This is a genomic window from uncultured Winogradskyella sp. (genome assembly GCF_947498345.1).
Classification (GTDB): Bacteria; Bacteroidota; Bacteroidia; order Flavobacteriales; family Flavobacteriaceae; genus Winogradskyella.
Genome location: NZ_CANMJY010000001.1, coordinates 296,779 through 317,697, shown reverse-complemented (window position 1 = coordinate 317,697; position 20,919 = coordinate 296,779). Strand labels below are relative to the sequence as shown.

Below are 20,919 nucleotides of genomic sequence, written 5' to 3'. Positions count from 1 at the left end.
GGGGTCAAAAACTATAAATCAATATGGCTTGGTTTAAAAGAAAAGATAAAGGAATTCAAACGTCGACAGAAGAAAAAAAAGATACTCCTAAAGGACTTTGGTATAAGTCTCCAACTGGTAAAATCATAGACACTAAAGAATTAGAACAAAATTTTTATGTGAGTCCTGAGGATGGTTACCATGTAAGAATAGGTAGTAATGAATATTTTGAGATTCTTTTCGATGACAATACTTACAAGGAACTCGATGCTAACCTTACTTCTAAGGATCCGCTAAAATTTGTAGATACTAAGAAGTATCCTGATCGTTTAAAAGCTGCACAAGCAAAAACTAAATTAAAGGATGCTGTTCGTACTGCTGTTGGTAAATCTAATGGACAAGATTTGGTAATTGCATGTATGGATTTTAGTTTTATCGGTGGTTCAATGGGTAGTGTTGTAGGTGAAAAAATTGCCAGAGCAGCAGATTATGCCTTGAAAAAGAAAACCCCATTTATGATTATTAGTAAATCTGGTGGAGCACGTATGATGGAAGCAGCATTATCCTTAATGCAATTGGCAAAGACCTCAGCAAAGTTAGCACAGTTAGCGGATGCTAAAATTCCTTATATCTCTTTATGCACAGATCCAACTACTGGTGGAACAACAGCTTCGTTTGCAATGCTTGGAGATATTAATATCTCTGAACCTGGTGCATTAATAGGTTTTGCAGGCCCAAGAGTAGTTAGAGATACTACAGGTCAAGAGTTGCCTGAAGGTTTTCAAACTTCTGAATTTTTATTAGAACATGGATTTCTAGATTTTATTACACATCGTAAAGAGTTAAAACAAAAAGTAAACTTATATATTGATTTAATAAAGAATCAACCTTTAAGAGCATAAAAAAAGTGAGCTGTTTTTGCTCGCTTTTTTTATGCAATCAACTAAACAATTAATTTAAGGTAATAGGTATTTCTGCACCATTATTAAAAGTAAAGGTAGCTTGGTTATCGCAATCACCGTTACCAAAATCAAAGACACCACCAAAATTAGTACGCTGTGCATCAAAACTTCCACTTACAAAATAATAACATATTACCTCTCTGCGTAAAGGGGTTAATATTTCATAAGTATGTGTATTACCATTGACAAATATTGCTGTACAATCTCCTGTAATCTCAAAAACATTGTCGCTAAATATTCCGCTTCCAAAACCTTCAACCCATTCTCTAATTCTTGTACCCTCTCTAGATGCTTGTACTCCGTTTGGCCAAATTACAGTAATGCTTAAATCGTGTGTAAATTGGGGATTCCCATTTTCATTAGATAATTCCTTCAAAATTGAACGACTAGCAATAACATTTTTAGCATCAAAATAAAAGTCAACCAAATTATAATTAATCAATATTTCCTGTGCTTCCGGGTTTCTTGTATAATCAAAAGTTATTTGCCCCTGTATTAAATGTTCATTAATAATACAGCCTTCACTACCAAAATCTAAAGTAACTTGCCTGAAGCCTTGTTGTGCCACAACAGTAATAATTACACAATCTGGAATATCTCTAGAGTATTCCATTCTATCAGATCCATATTCATTATATTGAACTCTATCTGCTGTTAATTCTTGTTCTTCATAAGCATCAATAATTAAATCCCCTAAAACGGTATCTATTTGGTCTATTTCGGCAGAACGCTGAATTTCTAGAATGTCCTCTGCTTCGGTTTCTGATGTTGTAGTTTCATTATTATCACTACAAGATGTAAAGATTAAACCTAAAACAGCTAGGTTTAAAGTTGCTTTTCTAAGTGCTCTAAAATTCTTCATGATTACTTTTTTATTGTTAATATGTTTTTAAGACCTATTAATAATAAAAAGGTTTAATCACTTAAATTCTTCTATGCATTCTTAAAATAAATTGAAAACTCTGTACCAACATCTACTTCACTCTTTACTTCTACTTTTCCTCCTAAAGATTCAATATGGTTTTTAGTAATAAACAGACCTATGCCAATAGCATCTTCATTATAGTGAAACGTCTTATACATCTTAAAGAGTTTATCTCCGTATTTTTTCATATCGATACCTAAACCATTGTCTTTTATCAAAAAAACAACATATTGATTTTTAATATAAGACGTGAGTTCAATAATTGGTGTTCTCGCATCAGATTTATACTTAATAGCATTGGTAAGAAAATTAAGAACTATACTATCTAAATATGCAGGAATAGCTTTTACATAGTGTGTTTCATTAATTTCATTATAAATTATGGCATTAGCATTTTGTGCCATAGCAATAATGTTATACATCGCCTTCTCTACATAATCATAGAGATTGAGTTTTTTCATTTTTGAAGGCTCAATCTCCCTTATTTTTGCTACTTCTGTTAAATGAGAAACTGTTTCTTGTAAATTAACAACAGCTTTTTTTAATAATAATAGATTCTCATTATTACTTTGATTGCAAAAATCTTCTTCTATAAATTCAGTTATAGTTGATAAGTTACCCGAATGAGATCTTAAATTATGAGTAACTATATTAGCAAAAGATGTTAGCCGCTCATTTTGCTCTTTAACAACATTAAGCATTGCTTTTAGTTTGTCTTGATTTTTTTGTCTATTGGTCACATCATTAAACTGCCAAATCATATAAGGTTTGCCCTCCTTAAAATACACTAAAGAAACGTAAATTAACACCCATAACATTGTACCATCCTTATGAAAATAACGCTGTTTCACACGGTACTTATTTATTTTACCATGAATCAGTTTTTCATATTTTCTCTCATGTACACCTAGATCTTCAACATAAACAATATTATTTATATCCATGTTAAAAAGCTCAGGTCTAGTATAACCGAACAAATCACAAACACTTTCATTAACTTTTAACCAGTTCCCATCTAAATTAACAACAGCAATGCCATTATATGTATTATTAAAGACCCGATCTAGTACATCGTGGGCATTAGAAAAATTGTAATCTAGGTCTGCAGCTTTCATCCTTTTAGATTTTAAGGATTAATTAGGTGAAAGCTCATAATTAGTCAAGGGGAGACTAAATTAAAACATTGAATTACAGATTAAAAGTTACAAAAAAAACCACAAATCACAAAAAAGTACTATATTTGCCGCTTGAAAGAAAATCTTTCATAGTACATAAAAATCATTTACAATAATATTAGCATGTATTTAGATCAAAAAGCAAAAGAAAAACTTTTCAAAAAACACGGTAAAAATGAAAAGGACACAGGTTCTGCTGAAGGGCAAATTGCATTGTTTACTGCAAGAATTGACCACTTAACAGAGCACTTAAAAAAGAACCGTAAAGATTACAACACTGAGCGTTCATTAGTAAAATTAGTAGGTAAGCGTCGTGCATTACTAGACTATTTAACTAAGAAAGATATCTTAAGATATCGTGCGATAGTAAAAGAATTAGGATTAAGAAAATAATCTCAATATAAAGACCACGCTTTTTGCGTGGTTTTTTATTACACACATAGAAACTTTGTTTTCTGAACGAAGTCAAATTAAAATAACGCAATCGAAAGCGTATAAAATTCGGAATTGAAGAAGCTTACACAGTTTTTCATTGGTCATAGCAACACACTACACAACAACACAACGACCATTGTTTAACAAGGCCTTGATGGCTTAACATCAAAGCACGAATTAAAAATATTTATGATTCCAAAGACTTACAGAGAGGTCATTGACCTAGGTGATGGTAGAGAAATCTCTATCGAAACCGGAAAATTAGCAAAACAGGCTCATGGTTCTGTTGTTGTACAATCAGGAAAATGTATGTTATTATGTACAGTAGTTTCCAATTACCATTCTGCAGATGTAGACTTTTTACCTTTAACGGTAGATTACAGAGAAAAGTTTGCTGCAGCTGGTCGATATCCAGGTGGTTTCTTTAAAAGAGAAGCTAGACCTAGTGATGGCGAAGTATTAACGATGCGTTTAGTAGATCGTGTATTACGTCCATTATTTCCAAAAGATTATCATGCAGAAACTCAAGTTATGATTCAGTTGATGTCGCATGATGATGATGTTATGCCAGACGCTATGGCAGGCTTAGCTGCTTCAGCTGCTATTCAATTATCAGATTTCCCGTTTGAATGTGCTATATCTGAAGTTAGGGTTGCAAGAGTAAATGGAGAGTTTGTCATTAACCCAACCAGAGCGCAATTAGCAGAATCAGACATAGATATGATGATTGGTGCTTCTGCTGATTCAGTGATGATGGTTGAAGGTGAAATGGATGAAATTTCTGAAGAAGAAATGACTGAAGCTATCAAAGCTGCCCATGAAGCTATTAAAGTACAATGCGCTGCTCAAATTCGTTTAGCCGAAGCAGTTGGTAAAAAAGAAACTCGCGAATACGACCCTGAACGCACTGATGAAGATTTAGCTCAAAAAATTCATGATATGGTATACGATAAAACGTATGCTATTGCTAAAGCAGGTTCTTCTAAGCATGAAAGAGGTGCTGCTTTCTCCGAAATTAAAGAAGAAGTTTTTAATTCATTCTCAGAAGAGGAACAAGACGATTTAGGAAAACTTATTCATAAGTATGTTGCTAAAGCACAGAAAACTGCTATTAGAGATTTAACCTTAAATGAAGGTTTACGTTTAGATGGTCGTCAAACAACAGATATTAGACCAATATGGTGTGAAGTGGATTATTTACCTTCTACACATGGTTCTGCAATCTTTACACGTGGAGAAACTCAGGCATTAGCTACGGTTACTCTAGGAACATCTCGCGAAGCAAACCAAATAGATATGCCATCTTTTGAAGGTGAAGAACGTTTCTATTTACACTATAACTTCCCGCCATTTTCAACAGGTGAGGCTAGACCAATCCGTGGAACATCCCGTCGAGAAGTCGGTCATGGTAACTTAGCACAACGTGCGCTTAAAGGTATGGTACCAGAAGATTGTCCTTATACTGTACGTGTTGTATCTGAGGTATTAGAATCTAACGGCTCTTCTTCTATGGCAACCGTATGTTCTGGTACAATGGCATTGATGGATGCTGGCGTACAATTAAAGAAACCAGTTTCTGGTATTGCCATGGGATTAATCTCTGAAGGTGATAAATATGCTGTATTATCGGATATTTTAGGTGACGAAGATCACTTAGGAGATATGGATTTTAAAGTTACTGGTACTGCTGATGGTATTACTGCTTGCCAAATGGATATTAAAGTAAAAGGATTGTCTTACGAAATTTTAGTCAACGCACTAAAACAAGCTCGTGATGGTCGTTTACATATCTTAAGTAAATTAACAGATACTATAGCTGAGCCTAATGCAGATGTTAAAGATCATGCTCCTACTATGGTTACAAGACGTATTCCTAACGAATTTATTGGCGCTTTAATAGGTCCCGGCGGAAAAGTAATACAAGAATTACAAAAGGAAACAGAAACTACTATTGTTATCAATGAAGATCCTGTGACTGAAGAAGGTATTGTTGAAGTACTTGGTGTTGGTAGTAAAGGTATTGATGCTGTTATGGCCAAAATTGATGCTTTATTATTTAAACCTGAAGTAGGTAGTATTTATGAAGTTAAAGTGATAAAAATGCTTGATTTTGGAGCTGTTGTAGAATATACAGAAGCACCAGGAAACGAAGTCTTATTACACGTATCTGAGTTAGCTTGGGAGCGCACAGAAAATGTATCTGATGTTGTAAATATGGGAGATGTTTTTGATGTAAAATACTTTGGTGTAGATTCTAGAACTCGAAAAGAAAAAGTATCTCGTAAAGCTATTTTACCAAAGCCTGAAGGCTGGCAACCAAGACCTCCAAGAGATAATAACCGAGGCGGTAACAACAACAGAGGTAGAGACAATCGTGGACGCGATAATCGCAACAGAGATAATCGCAGAGACGATAGAAAGCCAAGAGAAGAGAAAAAAGAAGATTAATTCTTTTAAAATCTTAATATGTAAAAAGCCCATCAAAATTTTGATGGGCTTTTTTGTTCTTAGATATAAAGCATTACGTATGGAATTACTTTATATTATTTAATAGGTTTTTTAAAAATATAATTTCGAAGAAATATCATACTAATAAGAGACGATAAAAGTAGACATATTAACCATGTCAATCTATGGTTTAAGTATAAGGTTTCTATAAGAAACCAATTTAATGCAGAACTAAATATTAAAACCCCTAAATCTACTATATATGCTTTATACAAACTCTTAAAATAAGGAGCTTTATTGAGAAATGTAAAATGTCTGTGTAAGGCATGTTGCCTTATAACTCCAACTAAAAACGCTATGGTCCAACTTATGGTAGCTTTTGGAGAAAGAGGGTTTAGGTAGTATATAATCTCGTATGTAATAAATCCTAAAATTGCTCCTAAAATTGCAATCACAAGCATGCGTACAAATTCTGATTGTTTGTAAAATATATAAACCATAAAATAATAGTTATTTTTTTCTTTCTTTAAGCACCCAATAAAGGCCTTTTGCATCAGTCTTCATTTGTTTAGAAATTAAAAGAATAGTGATTTCTTCAATATGTGAAATATACCCAAGAAGCATAGCAAGATAGAACAGATATTCGTTGTAACACCAAGCGAACAAAATGAATATAAATATACCTTGAATATACCCTCCTATCTTAGTTGTATATAAATGTAAACTCGGGTATTGTTTAAATTTAATAAATGATATTAGCAACCCTAAAACAAAAAATGCAATAAATAACCAAAGCATCCAAATGGATTGGGATAACGCATCAACTTTAAATGTAAATATGCCTATAAAGGCGGCAATAAAGGTGCCATTATCTGCTAGCGAATCTAACTTGGCACCAAATTTTGTTTTTAAATTAAACAAACGAGCTATTAAACCATCTAAAATATCTGTAACTAAGTTGACACATAAAAACACGGCAAATAAATTTTCTTTACCCGAATATATAAACCATATGATTAAAGGAAATGTTATTAATCTATAGAAGCTTAAAAAATTTGGGATGTTGTATATACTTTCTTTTCCCATAAGTTAAAATGATTTTTTTAGTTTGAATCGCACTAACAGTTTACTCATTAAAACATGAGTTAAACTACTACAAACAAATAAGACTATGGCGTATTTAAGATTCACAAAACCCATTAAGTAATAGATTAGGTTTACACCAAATGCAGAATCAGTTTTGTCAATTAATGAAAATAATATTTTGTTAGATTGACTTTGTTCTCCAGATTTTATTCTTAATCTTCGTTTAATAAAAGAATTTGGCAACTCAAAGAACATATATGCTATGCCAAGTGTTAAACCTAAACGTAAAGGGTTAACTATATTTAAATAAGAAGTTAAATCTATAGCTAGTAATATTATAGCATTTGCGATGGGAATAAAAATGAATCCTCTCCATGTTTTATTAGACCCAAAGGCTTTTTTAGAAATAGGAAGTTTTAAATACGGAAAATAATTTCTTTTAATAACTACCATATGTGTCATATTAGATATCATTAGGGGTAATAAAACTATTTCTATATGCTGGAAAAAATTATACATCTTCTTCTAAATAGTTTAACATTATAAGTGCCGTATTTAAAACACGTTTTGAGAAATCATATGGTATCAATATACCTGATACTTCGTAAAAAGAAAGTCGAGTTATTATAAATACATTCAATGCGTATTTATAGGCTTTTAGCCATATTGTCCAATTGCTTGATTGGTATAATTGAAAATGTTCCTTTAGATAAAAATAAAATGTTTCCTTCTCAAAGTTTAGTGGCAAAACAAAACTTAAAAATTCAATTATATCCCTATGTGGAAAATCGATTACTGCTAGCTCCCAATCATATATTACAGGCAAACTATTATTTCTAATGGCAATATTCCTTGTATTGAAATCATTATGAATTATGGTTTTATCTATACTTAGAGATTTAGCCTCTTCTTCTAAACTATCAATTTGGTTGTACATTTTTTTAAGTACAGCTTGGTTGTTTTTACTTGAACATTCAGTAATTAAAATATGCATCAGTTTTTTATACAGGTTTTTAGATTTCCATGGCTTAAACTCTTTTATATGCTTAAAATATTCGCTTTTTGCAGTTTTATGAAACTGGGTAATTGATTGAATTACAGAAATAATTTGAGATGGATTCCAAGCCTCTGGATTATTTTCAGAATTCATAATTTGCATATTATCCTTATTAAGAACATCTATCATTAGCATATAGATTTCCCTATTGGCGTCAATATGCTTTCCATATAAAAAAGGATGATACTTAAAATTTGATTTATGTAGAAAATCATAGACCTCTAATTCTTTAAGATGACATTTACGATATTCTAAGTGCTGTTTTGAGCACTTTAATAAGTCTGATAACTCTGGGTTTATAGAAGCCGCAACAGTATGCAATCCTTTTATTACATCTATATCTAAGGGCTTAGATTTTATTATAATATCCTTCTCTTTTATAACATTTGCGTTATGATTGTATTCAATTTTCAGAGGGATAAAGCCTGTTACTTTTCTATTTACTTTAGAAGCAATATTGGTAAGAATTCCGTTTTCAATAGACGCATTTTTTACAATTTCAATAGTTTGTATATCCTTATCGCTAAAAAAACCATTTAGACTTAGTTTAATAAAATCTAAATTAATCTCTGATGGCAACAACCAATTTGTAGGTTTATTTCTTCCAAGTTTTTCATGTGCTTTTGCAAATTCACCGCTGACAATTGCTGCAAAAGTTGATAATTCTAAACCTAAGGCAAAGCCAGCTATAAGCTTGGCAAATCTGTTCACTTTTCCATTTCCATAACAATTCATTATTTCCAAAGCTTGTTTTTGTTTTGGTAGCGATGTCCCTCCACCTATGGTTCCAATTACTAAATTTGGTAAGGTGAGTTTTACACATAAACTACCATCTTTTTTCTTTAAGCTTAAAAATCCTACCCCAGACTCGTGGATGGATGCTAAATCTTGGCCTGTAGCTACAAAGATTGCCGCAATAGTGTTAGCAACATTAATATTATAACCAACCATACCATCTTTTTTAGCTAACCTTTTAGAAGCTTTAAAACAAGTAATCATTTTACCTGAAGTTGTTCTCAAAACTTTATTTAAAATATTTTCTGGTATTCTACACTTTGCTACTACATGTATACCTCTTCCAGAATTGATATTATATTGAGATACTTTTTTATCTGAAGCACCATTACCTTCAATTACAAAATCCAATGGAGCAATGTTTGCTTCTTTTTTAAATTCTTCAATTATAAATAGCATAGCATGCCAAGTACAGGTCGTTGTCATATTTTGTCCTGAAGCATCACTAGACTTATACGCAAACTTTAGATGAACTACATGATTAAGTTTTACCGCATCAATACTTAGTAGTTTTGCATGATTAGAAAAGGATTCAGCTACTATTTTTATTTCTGAAAACATTTTTTTTATAAAACCCTTAAAACACATAGCTTCTTTTTCAGAATTAAATATAAACATTGGCGATCTCGTCATTTTTTGCCACTTTACTTTTGCTGAAAAACCACCACTTTTACTAATTACTCGCGAACCTCGATTCATACTCGCAATCAAAGCGCCTTCTAAAGTACCCGCTGAACAATATGTTAACTCTTGCTTATCCCCATCTTTAAAAATGAGCGGACCGACTATGCCTAAAGGAATTTCTGTACTTCCTATATATGATTCAATATTATTTCTAATACTGTGTAACTCTAAGTGAGAATTTTCAATTATATCTGTATTAACATTATTATTTTTCAAAAAATCTAACCTCAAGTTTGTAGCTGTATTTGTAACAAGTCCTCTTCCTGGTACAATTGGAATGTTCATAATTTTTGATTTAAAGTTTAATCAAATTTATTGCTATAATCACATTTAGTTTTTTCAAAATCACGAAAAACAAATTTATTTTTTGTGATTATCACAAATATAATTACATTACCATATGTTTCAAGAACAATTATTAGAAAAGCTAAAAACTGAATTACCACATGCTACATCACTCAATGAAGCCATAGCAACAGCACTAGATATTAGCTATGATGCGGCACATAGACGTAGCTCTGGTAAAAGTAAATTCTCTTTAGAGGAAAGTGTACGCTTAGCTAAGTATTACAATCTATCCTTAGATCGTTTATTCGAAAACACAAAAGATGATATTATTGCAGTAGAGAAAACTAAGCCCATTCATAACGAATTAGAATTGCAGACTTATTTTGACAATTCCTATAACTCATTAAAGCCCTTACTAAATCAGAATGAGAGTCGCATATTGTATTCAGCAAAGGATATTCCATTGTTCTATACTTTAGAAAGCAATCTGTTAAGCCGTTTTAAAATGTTTGTATGGCTAAAGTTGCTTGACCCTACAATGGTTTCAAAAGGATTTGAATCCTTTTCTTTAAAAGTAGCGACATTACAATCTGCTAAGGCTTTAGGTAGCTTATACCAAAACTTAAACACCACTGAAATTTGGGATGTAACTACCGTAAATAGCACACTAAAACAAATTCATTTTTACAAAGAAGCAGGTCTTATTAGTAACTCTACCGCTTTAGAATTATGCAAAGACTTAAAACATTTGATCTTTATCATTTCTAAAAAAGTAAATCCAAGTAATGAACAATATCTTTTTTATTACAATGAATTATTATTAATGAACAATAACGTTCTGGTAAGCACTCCGCTTCAAAAATCACTTTTTGTACCTTTTACAATATTATCCTATTATCAAACTTCAGATAAAATCACCTGTTTAGAAGCTGAAGATTTTTTAAAAAAACAATTACAAAGCTCTAAACTTTTAAACACTGCTGGCGAAAAAGAAAAGCTTAGTTTTTTTAATAAAATTTATGCTAAGATTGATGCTCTTTATCAACTTATAGAAGCAACTCAAGTTTTAGATTTTGAATAGATTTTAAAGTTTTACCTTTTTAAACGCAACCTTTAAATAGTTTTAAAGACTATAGGTAAAACAAAATATCATGAAAAAATCAGTCTTTATTGTTGCATTCTTTGTTACATTAATTTTTACCGCATGTACTTCAGATGAAATGATCGTTGAACAAGAGAGTTTTAATGGTACACTTACAGAGTTTATTTATTCTATTTATGACACTTCAACCTTAGATATATCTGAGCAAACGATTTATATACTTGGAAATAATAGAATTCTAAGTTCTTTATATAATTCAAACGAATTCAACACTACTTTAAATAGTACCTATAGCTATTTAGATGATAGAATTACTGAAATAGTGACGTATGAAAATAATCAAATGATTAAGAAAACAAACTATAACTACGATAATAACGGTAACTTATTAGAGTATATTTCCATGTTCACTGAAACAGACACACTTCAGTTATATTACGATAAGCACACATTTACACATACACAAGACACCATCTTTGCAGAACGGAAAAGAAGTACTGATGGGATTAATTACGATACATTTATTTCTACTATGAAAATGATTCTTGAAGATAATGACAATAGAACTTATTTTGAAATATTTGATTATATCAATAATGGACCAATAAGCGTTAAGAGAAGTATATATGACACCAATGACAATATGATAACAGAAGAAACCTCAGTAAGATACACAGATGGGACTACATCAATGGTTAATCTTAATACATATGGTTACAACACAAGTGTTAACACTTTGCAAACTATTTATGAAGAAACTTTTGGTCGTAAAAATACAATGCTATTATATCACTTGGAATCTCAGATAATATTTAATTTCAACCCAAGATTCTTATCTCCAAATTCAATGAGTGCTTTTAGCTCTACTTCAGTAACCGAAGGATCATTTCCTGTAGAATTTGAAAATACTTTAGACACTAATAATATTAGCCTTTATGATGACTATAGAGTGTATACAAATAATAGTATTGACTATTTCTATAAATTCACTTTAGAGTATGTATTTGAATAACATATAGAGTAATTGAATATAGAACAACTCATAAAAGCTTGTAAAAAGCAAAATCTCGACGCACAGAGTCAGCTGTACCAAAGGTATAAAGATGATTTGTTTTTATTATGTTTAAAATATTGTAAAAACAGAGAAGAGGCGCAAGACAATTTACAGGATTCATTTTTGGAGATTTTCAGTAATATCAAAAAATTTAAAGGTAATGGCTCATTTGAAGGTTGGATAAAACGAATCACTATAAATAAGGCAATAGACAAGTACAAAAAGCAAAGTCATCTAAATATTATCATTAATAATGATATTCTTCAAGACCATACCCTCATAAATGAAAGTGCTATTAAAAATATCAAATTGCACGACATCTTAAAACACATCCAAGAGTTACCACCTAAGTATCGAATGGTATTTAACTTATATGAGCTCGATGATTATTCTCATAAAGATGTCGCAAAGCTATTAAACATAAGTGTTAGTACATCAAAATCAAACTTACATAGAGCTAAGAACCTATTACAGGCTAAAATACTAAAGCCAACTAATACAACAACTAAAAAACCTGGCATCTAATGGAAACTAAAAAAGATATAGGACCTGCGATAAAAGATAGATTAGAAAACTTCAAAGAAAGTCCAGATGATTTGGTTTGGGATAATATAAAAAGTGAACTAAAAAAGAAAAAGAAACATCGTGGGATTATCTTTTGGATATTAGGAGTAGGATTAGTTATTATGACAATATTGCTATGGTTAGGCATCTCACTGCATAATTCTATCGAAAAAGAACCAAATCTTATTGAGGATCAAGAAATAAAAATAATTGAAAACTCAAATTTGCCAAAAATTGAACAATTTAGTGAGCCCGAAAAAAATAATGTATCAAATACCAACACTATAAAAACTTTAGAACCTAAGGGCAAAAATCATAAAATTGTTGATCAAACTACTAAAAGTAGTAAATCAAAAAAATTAAATTCAATCATCAACAAAAAACGGACACCCACCACACACAAATCATTTAGTATAAGTTCAAAAAATAAACCTAAATATTCAATAGCATTAGATTCATTAAAAGTTGAAAAAACCTCAAAATTAGTGTTTGTAAGAAAAGACAAAGAAACCAAAGACAATAGTCAATTAAACAATAGCACAAAAAAACTCCTAGAAAGGAATCTTACCTTCACAAAACTTGATAGCTTAATAGTAATCAATAAAATTGATGAGGATTCCATTAAGAAAGAACAAAAACTAAGACGTTTAGTCTCTGAGGAAAAAACAGCAGAATTTACTGAAGAAAAAACAACAGACAGTAGTAGTATAGATATAACATCTCGATGGAGTATAACACCGCAATTTTTATTATCAACCTATGATGCATTTGATACAAAAACTAAAGATAATTCTTCAACTAATTATGGTGCACTTACAAGTTACCGAATAAACAGATCTATTTATTTACGGTTTGGCGTGAGAAAACTCAATTTAAAGCAAACCATTGACAGTATTCAAAATAAAGTTGAATATCTCGAATTTCCATTGGATGTAAAATATACACCATTTAATAAAAAAATTAATCCATATATTACTGGAGGAATTAGCTACTTTAAAATTCAAGGCCAGTCAAGTAATAGCACTTCCATGATTTTGAGCGCTAACAATTTTGAATACAAATCTACTTTAGGTCTACACCTCGGCTTAGGTGTAGAGAATAAATTATTTAAAAACATTTATATTAATGTTGAATCAAATTTTAACTATCAAACTAAATCTATTCTAAGAAATGGAACTGTCAATCCATTCATAATATCTATTAATGCAGGTATTGAATATAGGTTTTGATAAGAGCTTGTCATGTCAATCAAAAAACACATTTTATCTCATTAAACTATTGACGATTTAAATATTGAATACAGTAAAACTATTAAGGATTTAAACTTTTTTTAAAAGTTGTGTAACATTTTATCGCTTTTGTACGTATAATTAAGAGCGACCTAGTGTTGTAGAAACATTGCACAAATCTTAGAATTAAATGAGACAACTTAAAATTACCAAGCAGGTAACCAACAGGGAGACTGCTTCACTGGACAAATACCTACAAGAAATTGGTAAGGTAGATTTAATTACAGCAGATGAAGAGGTAGAATTAGCACAACGTATTAAGGCTGGTGACCAAATTGCTTTAGAAAAATTAACTAAAGCCAACTTGCGTTTTGTCGTTTCTGTAGCTAAGCAATACCAAAACCAAGGACTAACATTGCCAGATTTAATTAATGAAGGTAATTTAGGTCTAATTAAAGCTGCACAACGTTTTGATGAAACTCGTGGTTTTAAATTTATATCTTATGCAGTTTGGTGGATTAGACAATCCATTTTGCAAGCATTGGCTGAGCAATCTCGTATTGTACGTTTACCGTTAAACAAAATTGGTTCTATAAATAAGATTAATAAGACGTTTGCCTTTTTAGAGCAAAGTCATGAGCGCCCTCCTTCCGCAGAAGAAATCGCAAAAGAACTAGACATGACCATTAACGATGTTAAGGAGTCTATGAAAAATTCTGGGCGTCACGTTAGTATGGATGCACCTTTGGTTGAAGGTGAAGACTCTAATCTTTATGATGTATTACGAAGTGGAGAATCACCAAACCCGGACAAAGATTTGTTACACGAGTCTTTACGTACTGAAATTGAACGTGCCTTGGAGACATTAACACCGCGTGAAGCAGATGTTATACGTTTATATTTTGGTTTAGGAAATCAACACCCAATGACCTTAGAAGAAATTGGTGAAACGTTTGACCTTACCCGTGAACGTGTAAGACAAATTAAAGAAAAAGCGATTAGACGATTAAAGCATACGTCTAGAAGTAAAATATTAAAGACATATTTAGGTTAGTTTTTTGTATATTTAGCGACCAACCTAATAAAGGTAACAACAGTTACAAAACATAACTGTTCGTTTTTTGATTGATGAAAGAACCCACGGCTGATTACCGTGGGTTCACTTTTTTGCACTACTTTAGAGTAATGTAATTATCTTTTTGTTTATGAAGGCCATTTGTTATATTAGTAACTTTGCTAAAGATTTGAATCGTAAAACTATTGACGAGCTAATAACATATGTTAATAAAAATAATAAGATTCAAAATATTACTGGACTTCTAATTATAAAGAACAAACACTTTTTTCAAATTTTAGAAGGAGACACCAAAAAGGTAGATGCATTATACAAAAGAATAAAAAGGGATATAAGGCATACTGGTTTAATCACCTTATTAAACACAAAAATTGAGGGTCGTATTTTCAATGATTATAATAGTGGAAATTTTGAGATATTTCAAAAATTTGAAGATATGAAAAAGTTATATTTGTACTTTAATTGGATTAATAATGCTAACTATTTACCTGCAGATAAATTAATTCGGTTAACCACTAACTTTTTAAAACACAACCAATGACTAAATGCTTAATTGCACCTTCTATGTTAGCTGCCGATTTTGGCAACTTACAACGTGATACAGAAATGGTAAATAACAGTGATGCAGATTGGTTTCATATTGATGTTATGGATGGTCATTTTGTACCAAACATTTCTTATGGTATGCCTGTAATTGCAGCTATTAAAAAGCATGCAACAAAACCATTAGATGTACATTTAATGATTGAAAAACCAGAGCGATATATCGAAGAATTTGCTAAAGTTGGTGCGGATATAATTACCGTACACTATGAATCTACTGTGCACCTACATAGAACCTTAAGACAAATCAAAGATGTAGGATGTAAAGCAGGTATAGTTTTGAATATTACAACACCACTAAATGTTTTAGAAGATATTTTACCAGAATGTTATATGATATTACTCATGTCTATAAATCCTGGATTTGGCGGACAAAAGTTTGAAGAGGTGACTTATAAGCGCGTAAAAAAACTACGACAAATGATTAATGAGCAAGGGCTAGATACGCGTATCGAAATTGATGGTGGAGTCACCGATAAAAATATTGAAAAATTAGTTGAATCAGGTGCAGATACATTTGTAGCAGGTAGTCATATCTTTAAAAGTAATAATCCAACTGAAACGATTAAAACCCTAAAAGCTCTAGCTAACTCATAAAAAAGCGCCTTAAGGCGCTTTTATTAATACTGATCGATCAAATAGTTAATTAAGTCAGTTGTTGTAACAATACCTACCAAAATTCCATTATCTACTACAGGTAAAGCGTGAAACTCTTTTGATGCTAAAATCTTTGCCACATCTTTAATTGAAGTCTCAGAATTAACAGTAGTTACATTTTTAACCATTACCTGATCTATTGTAAACATATTGTATACTAAAGTATCTACGTTAGTCTCAGATTCATCAACTGCATCTGCAAAGCTAATGCGTAATAAATCTGAATAACTCAACATCCCAACTATGACCTCTCCAGAAACAACTGGAATATGTCTTATTTTATGACGTTTAAATAATAATTCAGCTCTTTCTAAATCGTCAGTTCTATTTAATGCTATAAGGTTTTTAGACATTATAGTGCTTACAGGTATTCTCTGTCTCATGATATAATGATTATAAGTTCACTATAAAGTTAAATGATAGCACTCTTAAAAATTATGACAAATGTCATAGCAAAAAGATCATAATCTAAGTTTTTGACCCATAGCCATAATTATAACCGTAATTATATCCATAGCCATAAGATTTGCTGGCACCTACACTATTAATAACATAAGCCATGTTTTTTAGTTTACCTAAGTCTTGTAACTCTTTTGAAAACCTCAATAGGTTCTTCTCTGTATAATTTGCTCTTGCCAGATAAATTGTGGCATCTGCTAGCTGAGATATCAGCATAGTATCTGTAACCAAAATTGTAGGAGCCGTGTCTACAACTACATAATCATAAACTTCTTTTGCTTCTTCTATGAGCTTTTTAAAACGGCCATTGGTTAGTAAATGTGCTGGATTAGGCGGTATGCTTCCTGATAGGATTATGTGGTGGTTTGGATGTTTATCAAAACCATTAATTAGGGCGTCTTTCCAATCATAATTTACATCATGAAGATAATTAGACAGCCCTGGTTTTTGTTTGTCTTCATGAATATGTGTATGAATTTGAGGATTTCTCAAATCGGCACCAATAAGTAATACTTTTTTGTTTATGCTCGAAAGCGCCAAGGATAAATTAAGACTTACATAGGTTTTCCCTTCGCCTTTAATAGTTGACGTGCAATATATTATTTTACCTTTTTCTCCATCCTTAATTGGTAATATATAATCTACATTAGAACTTAAAATTCTAAAAGCCTCAGCTAAAGCTGTACGGTCATTAGGGTCTGTAAAAATAATATCCTTTTTCTTTTTTAGATCTGGTATTTCACCTATCACAGGGATTTTTGAGGTAACTCTTATAATATCTTCTTTACCATGAAGTTTTGTGTCTAACATAAACATGATATACAATACGCCAAAAGGGATAAGCAATCCTCCTAATAGTACAGCTGCATAGACTATTCTTGGCTTAGGAGAAATAGGATATGCACCAGAAAGTGCATTCTCTACAACTTTAATGGAGGGTTCAGTTATAGCCAAGTTAATAGCAGCTTCTTCTCGTTTTTGTAGTAGTAAAAGGTATAGACTTTCTTTGATTTTCTGCTGTCGTTGAATCGCTTTAAACAACCTTTCTTGTTCTGGTATTTTAGATACTTTACCCGATAACCTTTGATTTCTCCCTTTAAGTTGACTTAAAGTACTTTCTAGTTGTCTAGAGTATGCTTTTAAAGACCTATTTATATTAGACTTTAAATCCAAGACCTGATTTTCTGCTAACTTAACTGACGGATTATTAATACCCCCACTATTGGCAAGCTTATCTCTATTTATTACAGCTTGATTATATTCTGATATTAGTGTATTAATACTAGCATTTTCAATACCTATATTAGCTGGTAGTAAATTTGATTCTGAATCACTATTTAGAGAGTTATCTAATATTTTTGATAAAGACAATTGATTTTCTAAACTAAATACTTCTTCTTCTGATTTGACACGTTGTTCTAAACCAAGTTCTGCATCTGTGGCTATATCAACAATATTGTTTTTTTCCTTAAAAACTTCTTGATCTATCTCTATAGAATCCAATTCTTTAGCTAAAAAAACAAAACGCTCGTCAATAAAGTCTAGTGTTCTTTTTGAAACAAGCTGTCTGTCATTAATACCATCTCTATTAAATACATCCATTAGCGTATTTAATATTTTTTCGGAAAGCTCTTTACTCTCTCCTTTAATTATTAATTTTAATAAGTCACTTTGTTCACCTATTGATGTAACTTCTATTTTAGTCTTTAAAAGTAGTGCAGCACTTTTGATTGGACTAAATTTTATAATATAAGTCTTATCTAGCAATTCATTTTTGCCGTTCGTTGGGTTGATTTTTATATCAAAGGGTAATTTGTGAGCTTCTTTATAAGTTGAATACTCTTTAAAGTTAAACGTTTTTTCAGTATCGTTATTAATAACCTCCAGACCAGATTCCGTTACATTAATCTTATAAGATAACGCCTTAAAAATACTATCTGGCTCAATGATTTGGCTGAACTCAAATGGTAATTTTTCTATTTGTTTAGTTTGTATAGTACCTTCTTCAAAATAACTTACATTGAGATTCAATTCTCTTACGACCCTATTCATTATAAGGTATGAGGTCATAATCTCAATTTCGTTCTCTAAGTTAATGTTAGTACGTTTAAAAATAAATGCAGATGTAGGCAACTCTAAACCTTCAGATTCATCAAGAATTTTCACCTTTGAATAAGTTTCAAAAATACGTGGAGCATATCTTAAATAGATATATGCACTAATTAGTGCAACTAACAGGGTTAATAAAAACCAAGGCCAATAAACCAAATAGCGTCTAATTTCGCGCTTAAAATCAACACTTTCTTCTTCTTCAAAAAGATGATTACTATTATATTGGTTATCCATATCTTTATCTTGACAGTAAAATTGTTACACTCAGCGCCAAAGATGCAATAGTTAAAATAGTACCTATGTCCCCAACAAAACCAGCTGCCTTAACCTTAGGATTGTTTTGATTAACGACTATCATATCATTAGGCTTTATAAAATAATATTCAGTATTCATAAATTCGGCCGAAGTTAAATCAATATGTGAAACTTTACGAATACCATCTACTTCTCTGGTTATAAGCACATCACTACGTTTTCCATTTATAGTGAGGTCACCTGCGTATCCTAATGCTTGTAGGATTGTAATATTTTGCTCAGTAAAATTATAAGTTCCTGGTTGATTGACTTCTCCTAAGATAGTTACCTTAGCATTAAGAAGTCTAACATTTACAGTAGGGTTAGAAAGGTGACCACCAGTAATTAATTGCTCTTTTATAAAATCCTCTAGCTGTTTTGTTGTGTAACCAGAAGTAGGTATTTTACCAAGTACAGGGAAATTTATTGTATTTTCTAATGATACCAAATAACCATTTAATTGAATAAGTTGTATGTTTTGAAGTTGCATTCCTTGCCCATCACTTTTATTGTATGGTATAGCGGCTTCGGGCACTAAGCTTTCAACTGTGATTTTTAAAATATCATTAGGTTGAATAGTAGCGGACTGATAATTAATCTTACCATTGGCTGTAGTTAATGCATCTTGCATGTATAACACTTCTTTCTTTGAGGCACATGAAGTTATAAAAATCAACACAAAGAATCCTATACTTTTTATTTTCATTAAAATCTATTATTGTAAAAAAACAAATATAACCGCATTTAAAAGACTATCAAAAGCATAAGCATTATTTATAAATTTCTTTATTTAATAATTTAGCTATAAAATAAACGCTTAATAAGAAAGGGTATAAGATATAACAAAGAACCATATACTAAAAGACAAATTATTTGCGTATTTAATTCTAAATGTAGTAAACTAAAAGCGATAACTACAATGATTACATTAATACTGCTTATTAAAACAGTGGTCATTAAGTGACTATAACCACTACTAATAAATCTATGATGAATGTGGTTTTTATCTGCTTTAAAAGGGCTTCTTCTATGAATAACAATTCTAATAAAAAATATACGTAAAGTATCAATGAGCGGATAAAACAATAAGGCAAATGCTAATGCTGGTGAAGCCTTATAATAATTTGATGTTTCATCTACCTGAGCCATATTAATAAAACTAATAGTAAAGAAAGCCAATAAAAACCCTACTATCATAGAGCCAGTATCTCCCATAAAAATCTTGCGTTTGTTTGAGAAATTAAACCTTAGAAAAGCTAATAAAGCACCACATATTGCAATAGAAATTGTGGCTAAACTTATATCATGAGCTTTTATAAATAGATATGCAAATATAGCACTGGCAGAAAATGCTATGGTCCCTGCTAAACCATCAACACCATCAATAAGGTTATATGCATTAATTATGAGTAAATATACAAATAATGTAAACCCAATAGAAAGCCAATAAGGAAGTGTATCTATATCTAATATATTAGAAAAACCTATAATACGAGTATCAGTAAATACAATCAATAAAAGCGCTGCTAATAATTGACCGCCTAATTTATTTCGTGCGGATAATACTGTTAGGTCATCTTTTAATCCCAAAAAGAACAAGATTGTAAGCCCACCCATAACTAATAATAAAACTTTAGTATTTAAGAAAGCTCCAACAATCGTCATCACAACAATTATACTAAAATATACACCTATACCTCCCAAAGTAGGAGTTTTATTAGAATGTAAACTTCTACTGTCTGGTTCGTCCATTAGGTGCTTTTTTTTAGCAACATATAGAATTGTAGGAAATGTTTGAAAAGCAATTAAAAATGCTAAAGCAAAAGCTGCTATAAGCCATAAGGTTAAATGATTTTCTGGCGAAAAATTTTCAAGTAATGTTTCAATCATTTTTTTTGATTTTTAAAACATCTTAGGGGTAGGTTAATATACGATT

The 20,919-nt window shown here is 31.1% G+C and carries 20 protein-coding genes; 10 read left to right on the top strand and 10 right to left on the bottom strand.

The genetic code is table 11. The features are described 5' to 3' along the window. Nucleotides 1-23 precede the first annotated feature (23 nt). Complete coding sequence (gene accD / locus Q0912_RS01375; RefSeq protein ID WP_299111184.1) at nt 24-881, top strand: acetyl-CoA carboxylase, carboxyltransferase subunit beta; 858 nt, start codon at nt 24-26, stop codon at nt 879-881. Nucleotides 882-930: 49 nt separating this feature from the next. Here accD and Q0912_RS01370 read toward each other — a convergent pair whose 3' ends face one another. Beyond that, on the bottom strand, nt 931-1,803 hold the full coding sequence (locus Q0912_RS01370; protein ID WP_299111183.1) for a hypothetical protein: 873 nt from the start codon (nt 1,801-1,803) through the stop codon (nt 931-933). 71 nt (nt 1,804-1,874) lie between these two features. Next, nucleotides 1,875-2,981, bottom strand: coding sequence for a sensor histidine kinase (locus Q0912_RS01365; protein ID WP_299111182.1), 1,107 nt, complete (start codon nt 2,979-2,981; stop codon nt 1,875-1,877). Nucleotides 2,982-3,164: 183 nt separating this feature from the next. Between Q0912_RS01365 and rpsO the strand changes: the two genes are divergently transcribed. Both rpsO and Q0912_RS01355 read left to right on the top strand, forming a co-directional pair. After that, nucleotides 3,165-3,434 carry a 30S ribosomal protein S15 gene (gene rpsO / locus Q0912_RS01360; protein WP_218545842.1) on the top strand — a complete coding sequence of 90 codons (270 nt, stop codon included), beginning with the start codon at nt 3,165-3,167 and terminating at the stop codon, nt 3,432-3,434. A gap of 231 nt (nt 3,435-3,665) precedes the next feature. Beyond that, the gene (locus Q0912_RS01355) at nt 3,666-5,924 is read left to right on the top strand and encodes a polyribonucleotide nucleotidyltransferase (RefSeq protein ID WP_299111178.1); all 2,259 of its coding nucleotides are present in this window, start codon (nt 3,666-3,668) and stop codon (nt 5,922-5,924) included. Between the two features lie 95 nt (nt 5,925-6,019). Here Q0912_RS01355 and Q0912_RS01350 read toward each other — a convergent pair whose 3' ends face one another. Genes Q0912_RS01350 through Q0912_RS01335 form a run of 4 tightly spaced genes read right to left on the bottom strand, consistent with a single transcriptional unit; the run spans nt 6,020 to nt 9,831 of the window. After that, complete coding sequence (locus Q0912_RS01350) at nt 6,020-6,424, bottom strand: GtrA family protein (protein ID WP_299111176.1); 405 nt, start codon at nt 6,422-6,424, stop codon at nt 6,020-6,022. A 10-nt stretch (nt 6,425-6,434) separates the two neighbouring features. Next, on the bottom strand, nt 6,435-7,010 hold the full coding sequence (locus tag Q0912_RS01345; protein WP_299111174.1) for a CDP-alcohol phosphatidyltransferase family protein: 576 nt from the start codon (nt 7,008-7,010) through the stop codon (nt 6,435-6,437). Between the two features lie 3 nt (nt 7,011-7,013). Then, nucleotides 7,014-7,463 (bottom strand): CDP-archaeol synthase, encoded by a 450-nt coding sequence (locus Q0912_RS01340; protein ID WP_299111172.1) that lies wholly within the window; start codon nt 7,461-7,463, stop codon nt 7,014-7,016. Between the two features lie 58 nt (nt 7,464-7,521). Continuing rightward, nucleotides 7,522-9,831, bottom strand: coding sequence for a phosphotransferase (locus Q0912_RS01335; RefSeq protein ID WP_299111170.1), 2,310 nt, complete (start codon nt 9,829-9,831; stop codon nt 7,522-7,524). A 115-nt stretch (nt 9,832-9,946) separates the two neighbouring features. Here Q0912_RS01335 and Q0912_RS01330 point away from each other — a divergent pair, with 115 nt between their 5' ends. From Q0912_RS01330 to rpe, 7 genes are all read left to right on the top strand, one after another. Beyond that, nucleotides 9,947-10,915, top strand: a complete 969-nt coding sequence (locus tag Q0912_RS01330; RefSeq protein WP_299111168.1) for a helix-turn-helix domain-containing protein — start codon at nt 9,947-9,949, stop codon at nt 10,913-10,915. A gap of 70 nt (nt 10,916-10,985) precedes the next feature. Next, nucleotides 10,986-11,948, top strand: a complete 963-nt coding sequence (locus Q0912_RS01325) for a hypothetical protein (protein ID WP_299111167.1) — start codon at nt 10,986-10,988, stop codon at nt 11,946-11,948. 12 nt (nt 11,949-11,960) lie between these two features. Continuing rightward, entirely contained in the window at nt 11,961-12,515 is a 555-nt protein-coding gene (locus Q0912_RS01320; protein WP_299111165.1) for an RNA polymerase sigma factor, read from the top strand. After that, nucleotides 12,515-13,783: a porin family protein gene (locus tag Q0912_RS01315; protein ID WP_299111163.1), complete on the top strand. Its 1,269-nt coding sequence runs from the start codon at nt 12,515-12,517 to the stop codon at nt 13,781-13,783. The genes Q0912_RS01320 and Q0912_RS01315 overlap by 1 nt, the downstream gene beginning before the upstream one ends. Before the next feature lie 190 nt (nt 13,784-13,973). After that, nucleotides 13,974-14,837: a sigma-70 family RNA polymerase sigma factor gene (locus tag Q0912_RS01310; protein WP_094967995.1), complete on the top strand. Its 864-nt coding sequence runs from the start codon at nt 13,974-13,976 to the stop codon at nt 14,835-14,837. 151 nt (nt 14,838-14,988) lie between these two features. Further along, a complete protein-coding gene (locus Q0912_RS01305) occupies nt 14,989-15,399 on the top strand; it encodes a BLUF domain-containing protein (RefSeq protein ID WP_299111161.1) in 411 nt (136 codons plus the stop codon). Next, on the top strand, nt 15,396-16,058 hold the full coding sequence (gene rpe / locus Q0912_RS01300) for a ribulose-phosphate 3-epimerase (RefSeq protein ID WP_299111159.1): 663 nt from the start codon (nt 15,396-15,398) through the stop codon (nt 16,056-16,058). The genes Q0912_RS01305 and rpe overlap by 4 nt, the downstream gene beginning before the upstream one ends. 23 nt (nt 16,059-16,081) lie before the next feature. On the opposite strand, the gene Q0912_RS01295 is transcribed toward rpe, so the two are convergent. From Q0912_RS01295 to Q0912_RS01280, 4 genes are all read right to left on the bottom strand, one after another. Then, nucleotides 16,082-16,501 carry a CBS domain-containing protein gene (locus tag Q0912_RS01295; RefSeq protein WP_299111157.1) on the bottom strand — a complete coding sequence of 140 codons (420 nt, stop codon included), beginning with the start codon at nt 16,499-16,501 and terminating at the stop codon, nt 16,082-16,084. Nucleotides 16,502-16,586: 85 nt separating this feature from the next. Then, entirely contained in the window at nt 16,587-18,923 is a 2,337-nt protein-coding gene (locus Q0912_RS01290; RefSeq protein ID WP_299111155.1) for a polysaccharide biosynthesis tyrosine autokinase, read from the bottom strand. A 4-nt stretch (nt 18,924-18,927) separates the two neighbouring features. Then, complete coding sequence (locus Q0912_RS01285; RefSeq protein WP_299111153.1) at nt 18,928-19,689, bottom strand: polysaccharide biosynthesis/export family protein; 762 nt, start codon at nt 19,687-19,689, stop codon at nt 18,928-18,930. 92 nt (nt 19,690-19,781) lie between these two features. Then, nucleotides 19,782-20,873: an MraY family glycosyltransferase gene (locus Q0912_RS01280; protein WP_299111150.1), complete on the bottom strand. Its 1,092-nt coding sequence runs from the start codon at nt 20,871-20,873 to the stop codon at nt 19,782-19,784. Between the last annotated feature and the right edge of the window lie 46 nt (nt 20,874-20,919).

Bases quoted from the DNA above. Each gene is read 5' to 3' on its own strand.
- Q0912_RS01280 (WP_299111150.1), bottom strand. From the start codon at position 20,873: ATGATTGAAACATTACTTGAAAATTTTTCGCCAGAAAATCATTTAACC.
- Q0912_RS01335 (WP_299111170.1), bottom strand. From the start codon at position 9,831: ATGAACATTCCAATTGTACCAGGAAGAGGACTTGTTACAAATACAGCT.
- rpsO (WP_218545842.1), top strand. From the start codon at position 3,165: ATGTATTTAGATCAAAAAGCAAAAGAAAAACTTTTCAAAAAACACGGT.
- Q0912_RS01365 (WP_299111182.1), bottom strand. From the start codon at position 2,981: ATGAAAGCTGCAGACCTAGATTACAATTTTTCTAATGCCCACGATGTA.
- Q0912_RS01350 (WP_299111176.1), bottom strand. From the start codon at position 6,424: ATGGTTTATATATTTTACAAACAATCAGAATTTGTACGCATGCTTGTG.
- Q0912_RS01325 (WP_299111167.1), top strand. From the start codon at position 10,986: ATGAAAAAATCAGTCTTTATTGTTGCATTCTTTGTTACATTAATTTTT.
- Q0912_RS01330 (WP_299111168.1), top strand. From the start codon at position 9,947: ATGTTTCAAGAACAATTATTAGAAAAGCTAAAAACTGAATTACCACAT.
- rpe (WP_299111159.1), top strand. From the start codon at position 15,396: ATGACTAAATGCTTAATTGCACCTTCTATGTTAGCTGCCGATTTTGGC.
- accD (WP_299111184.1), top strand. From the start codon at position 24: ATGGCTTGGTTTAAAAGAAAAGATAAAGGAATTCAAACGTCGACAGAA.
- Q0912_RS01285 (WP_299111153.1), bottom strand. From the start codon at position 19,689: ATGAAAATAAAAAGTATAGGATTCTTTGTGTTGATTTTTATAACTTCA.
- Q0912_RS01315 (WP_299111163.1), top strand. From the start codon at position 12,515: ATGGAAACTAAAAAAGATATAGGACCTGCGATAAAAGATAGATTAGAA.
- Q0912_RS01340 (WP_299111172.1), bottom strand. From the start codon at position 7,463: ATGGTAGTTATTAAAAGAAATTATTTTCCGTATTTAAAACTTCCTATT.
- Q0912_RS01345 (WP_299111174.1), bottom strand. From the start codon at position 7,010: ATGGGAAAAGAAAGTATATACAACATCCCAAATTTTTTAAGCTTCTAT.
- Q0912_RS01305 (WP_299111161.1), top strand. From the start codon at position 14,989: ATGAAGGCCATTTGTTATATTAGTAACTTTGCTAAAGATTTGAATCGT.
- Q0912_RS01370 (WP_299111183.1), bottom strand. From the start codon at position 1,803: ATGAAGAATTTTAGAGCACTTAGAAAAGCAACTTTAAACCTAGCTGTT.
- Q0912_RS01310 (WP_094967995.1), top strand. From the start codon at position 13,974: ATGAGACAACTTAAAATTACCAAGCAGGTAACCAACAGGGAGACTGCT.
- Q0912_RS01355 (WP_299111178.1), top strand. From the start codon at position 3,666: ATGATTCCAAAGACTTACAGAGAGGTCATTGACCTAGGTGATGGTAGA.
- Q0912_RS01295 (WP_299111157.1), bottom strand. From the start codon at position 16,501: ATGAGACAGAGAATACCTGTAAGCACTATAATGTCTAAAAACCTTATA.
- Q0912_RS01290 (WP_299111155.1), bottom strand. From the start codon at position 18,923: ATGGATAACCAATATAATAGTAATCATCTTTTTGAAGAAGAAGAAAGT.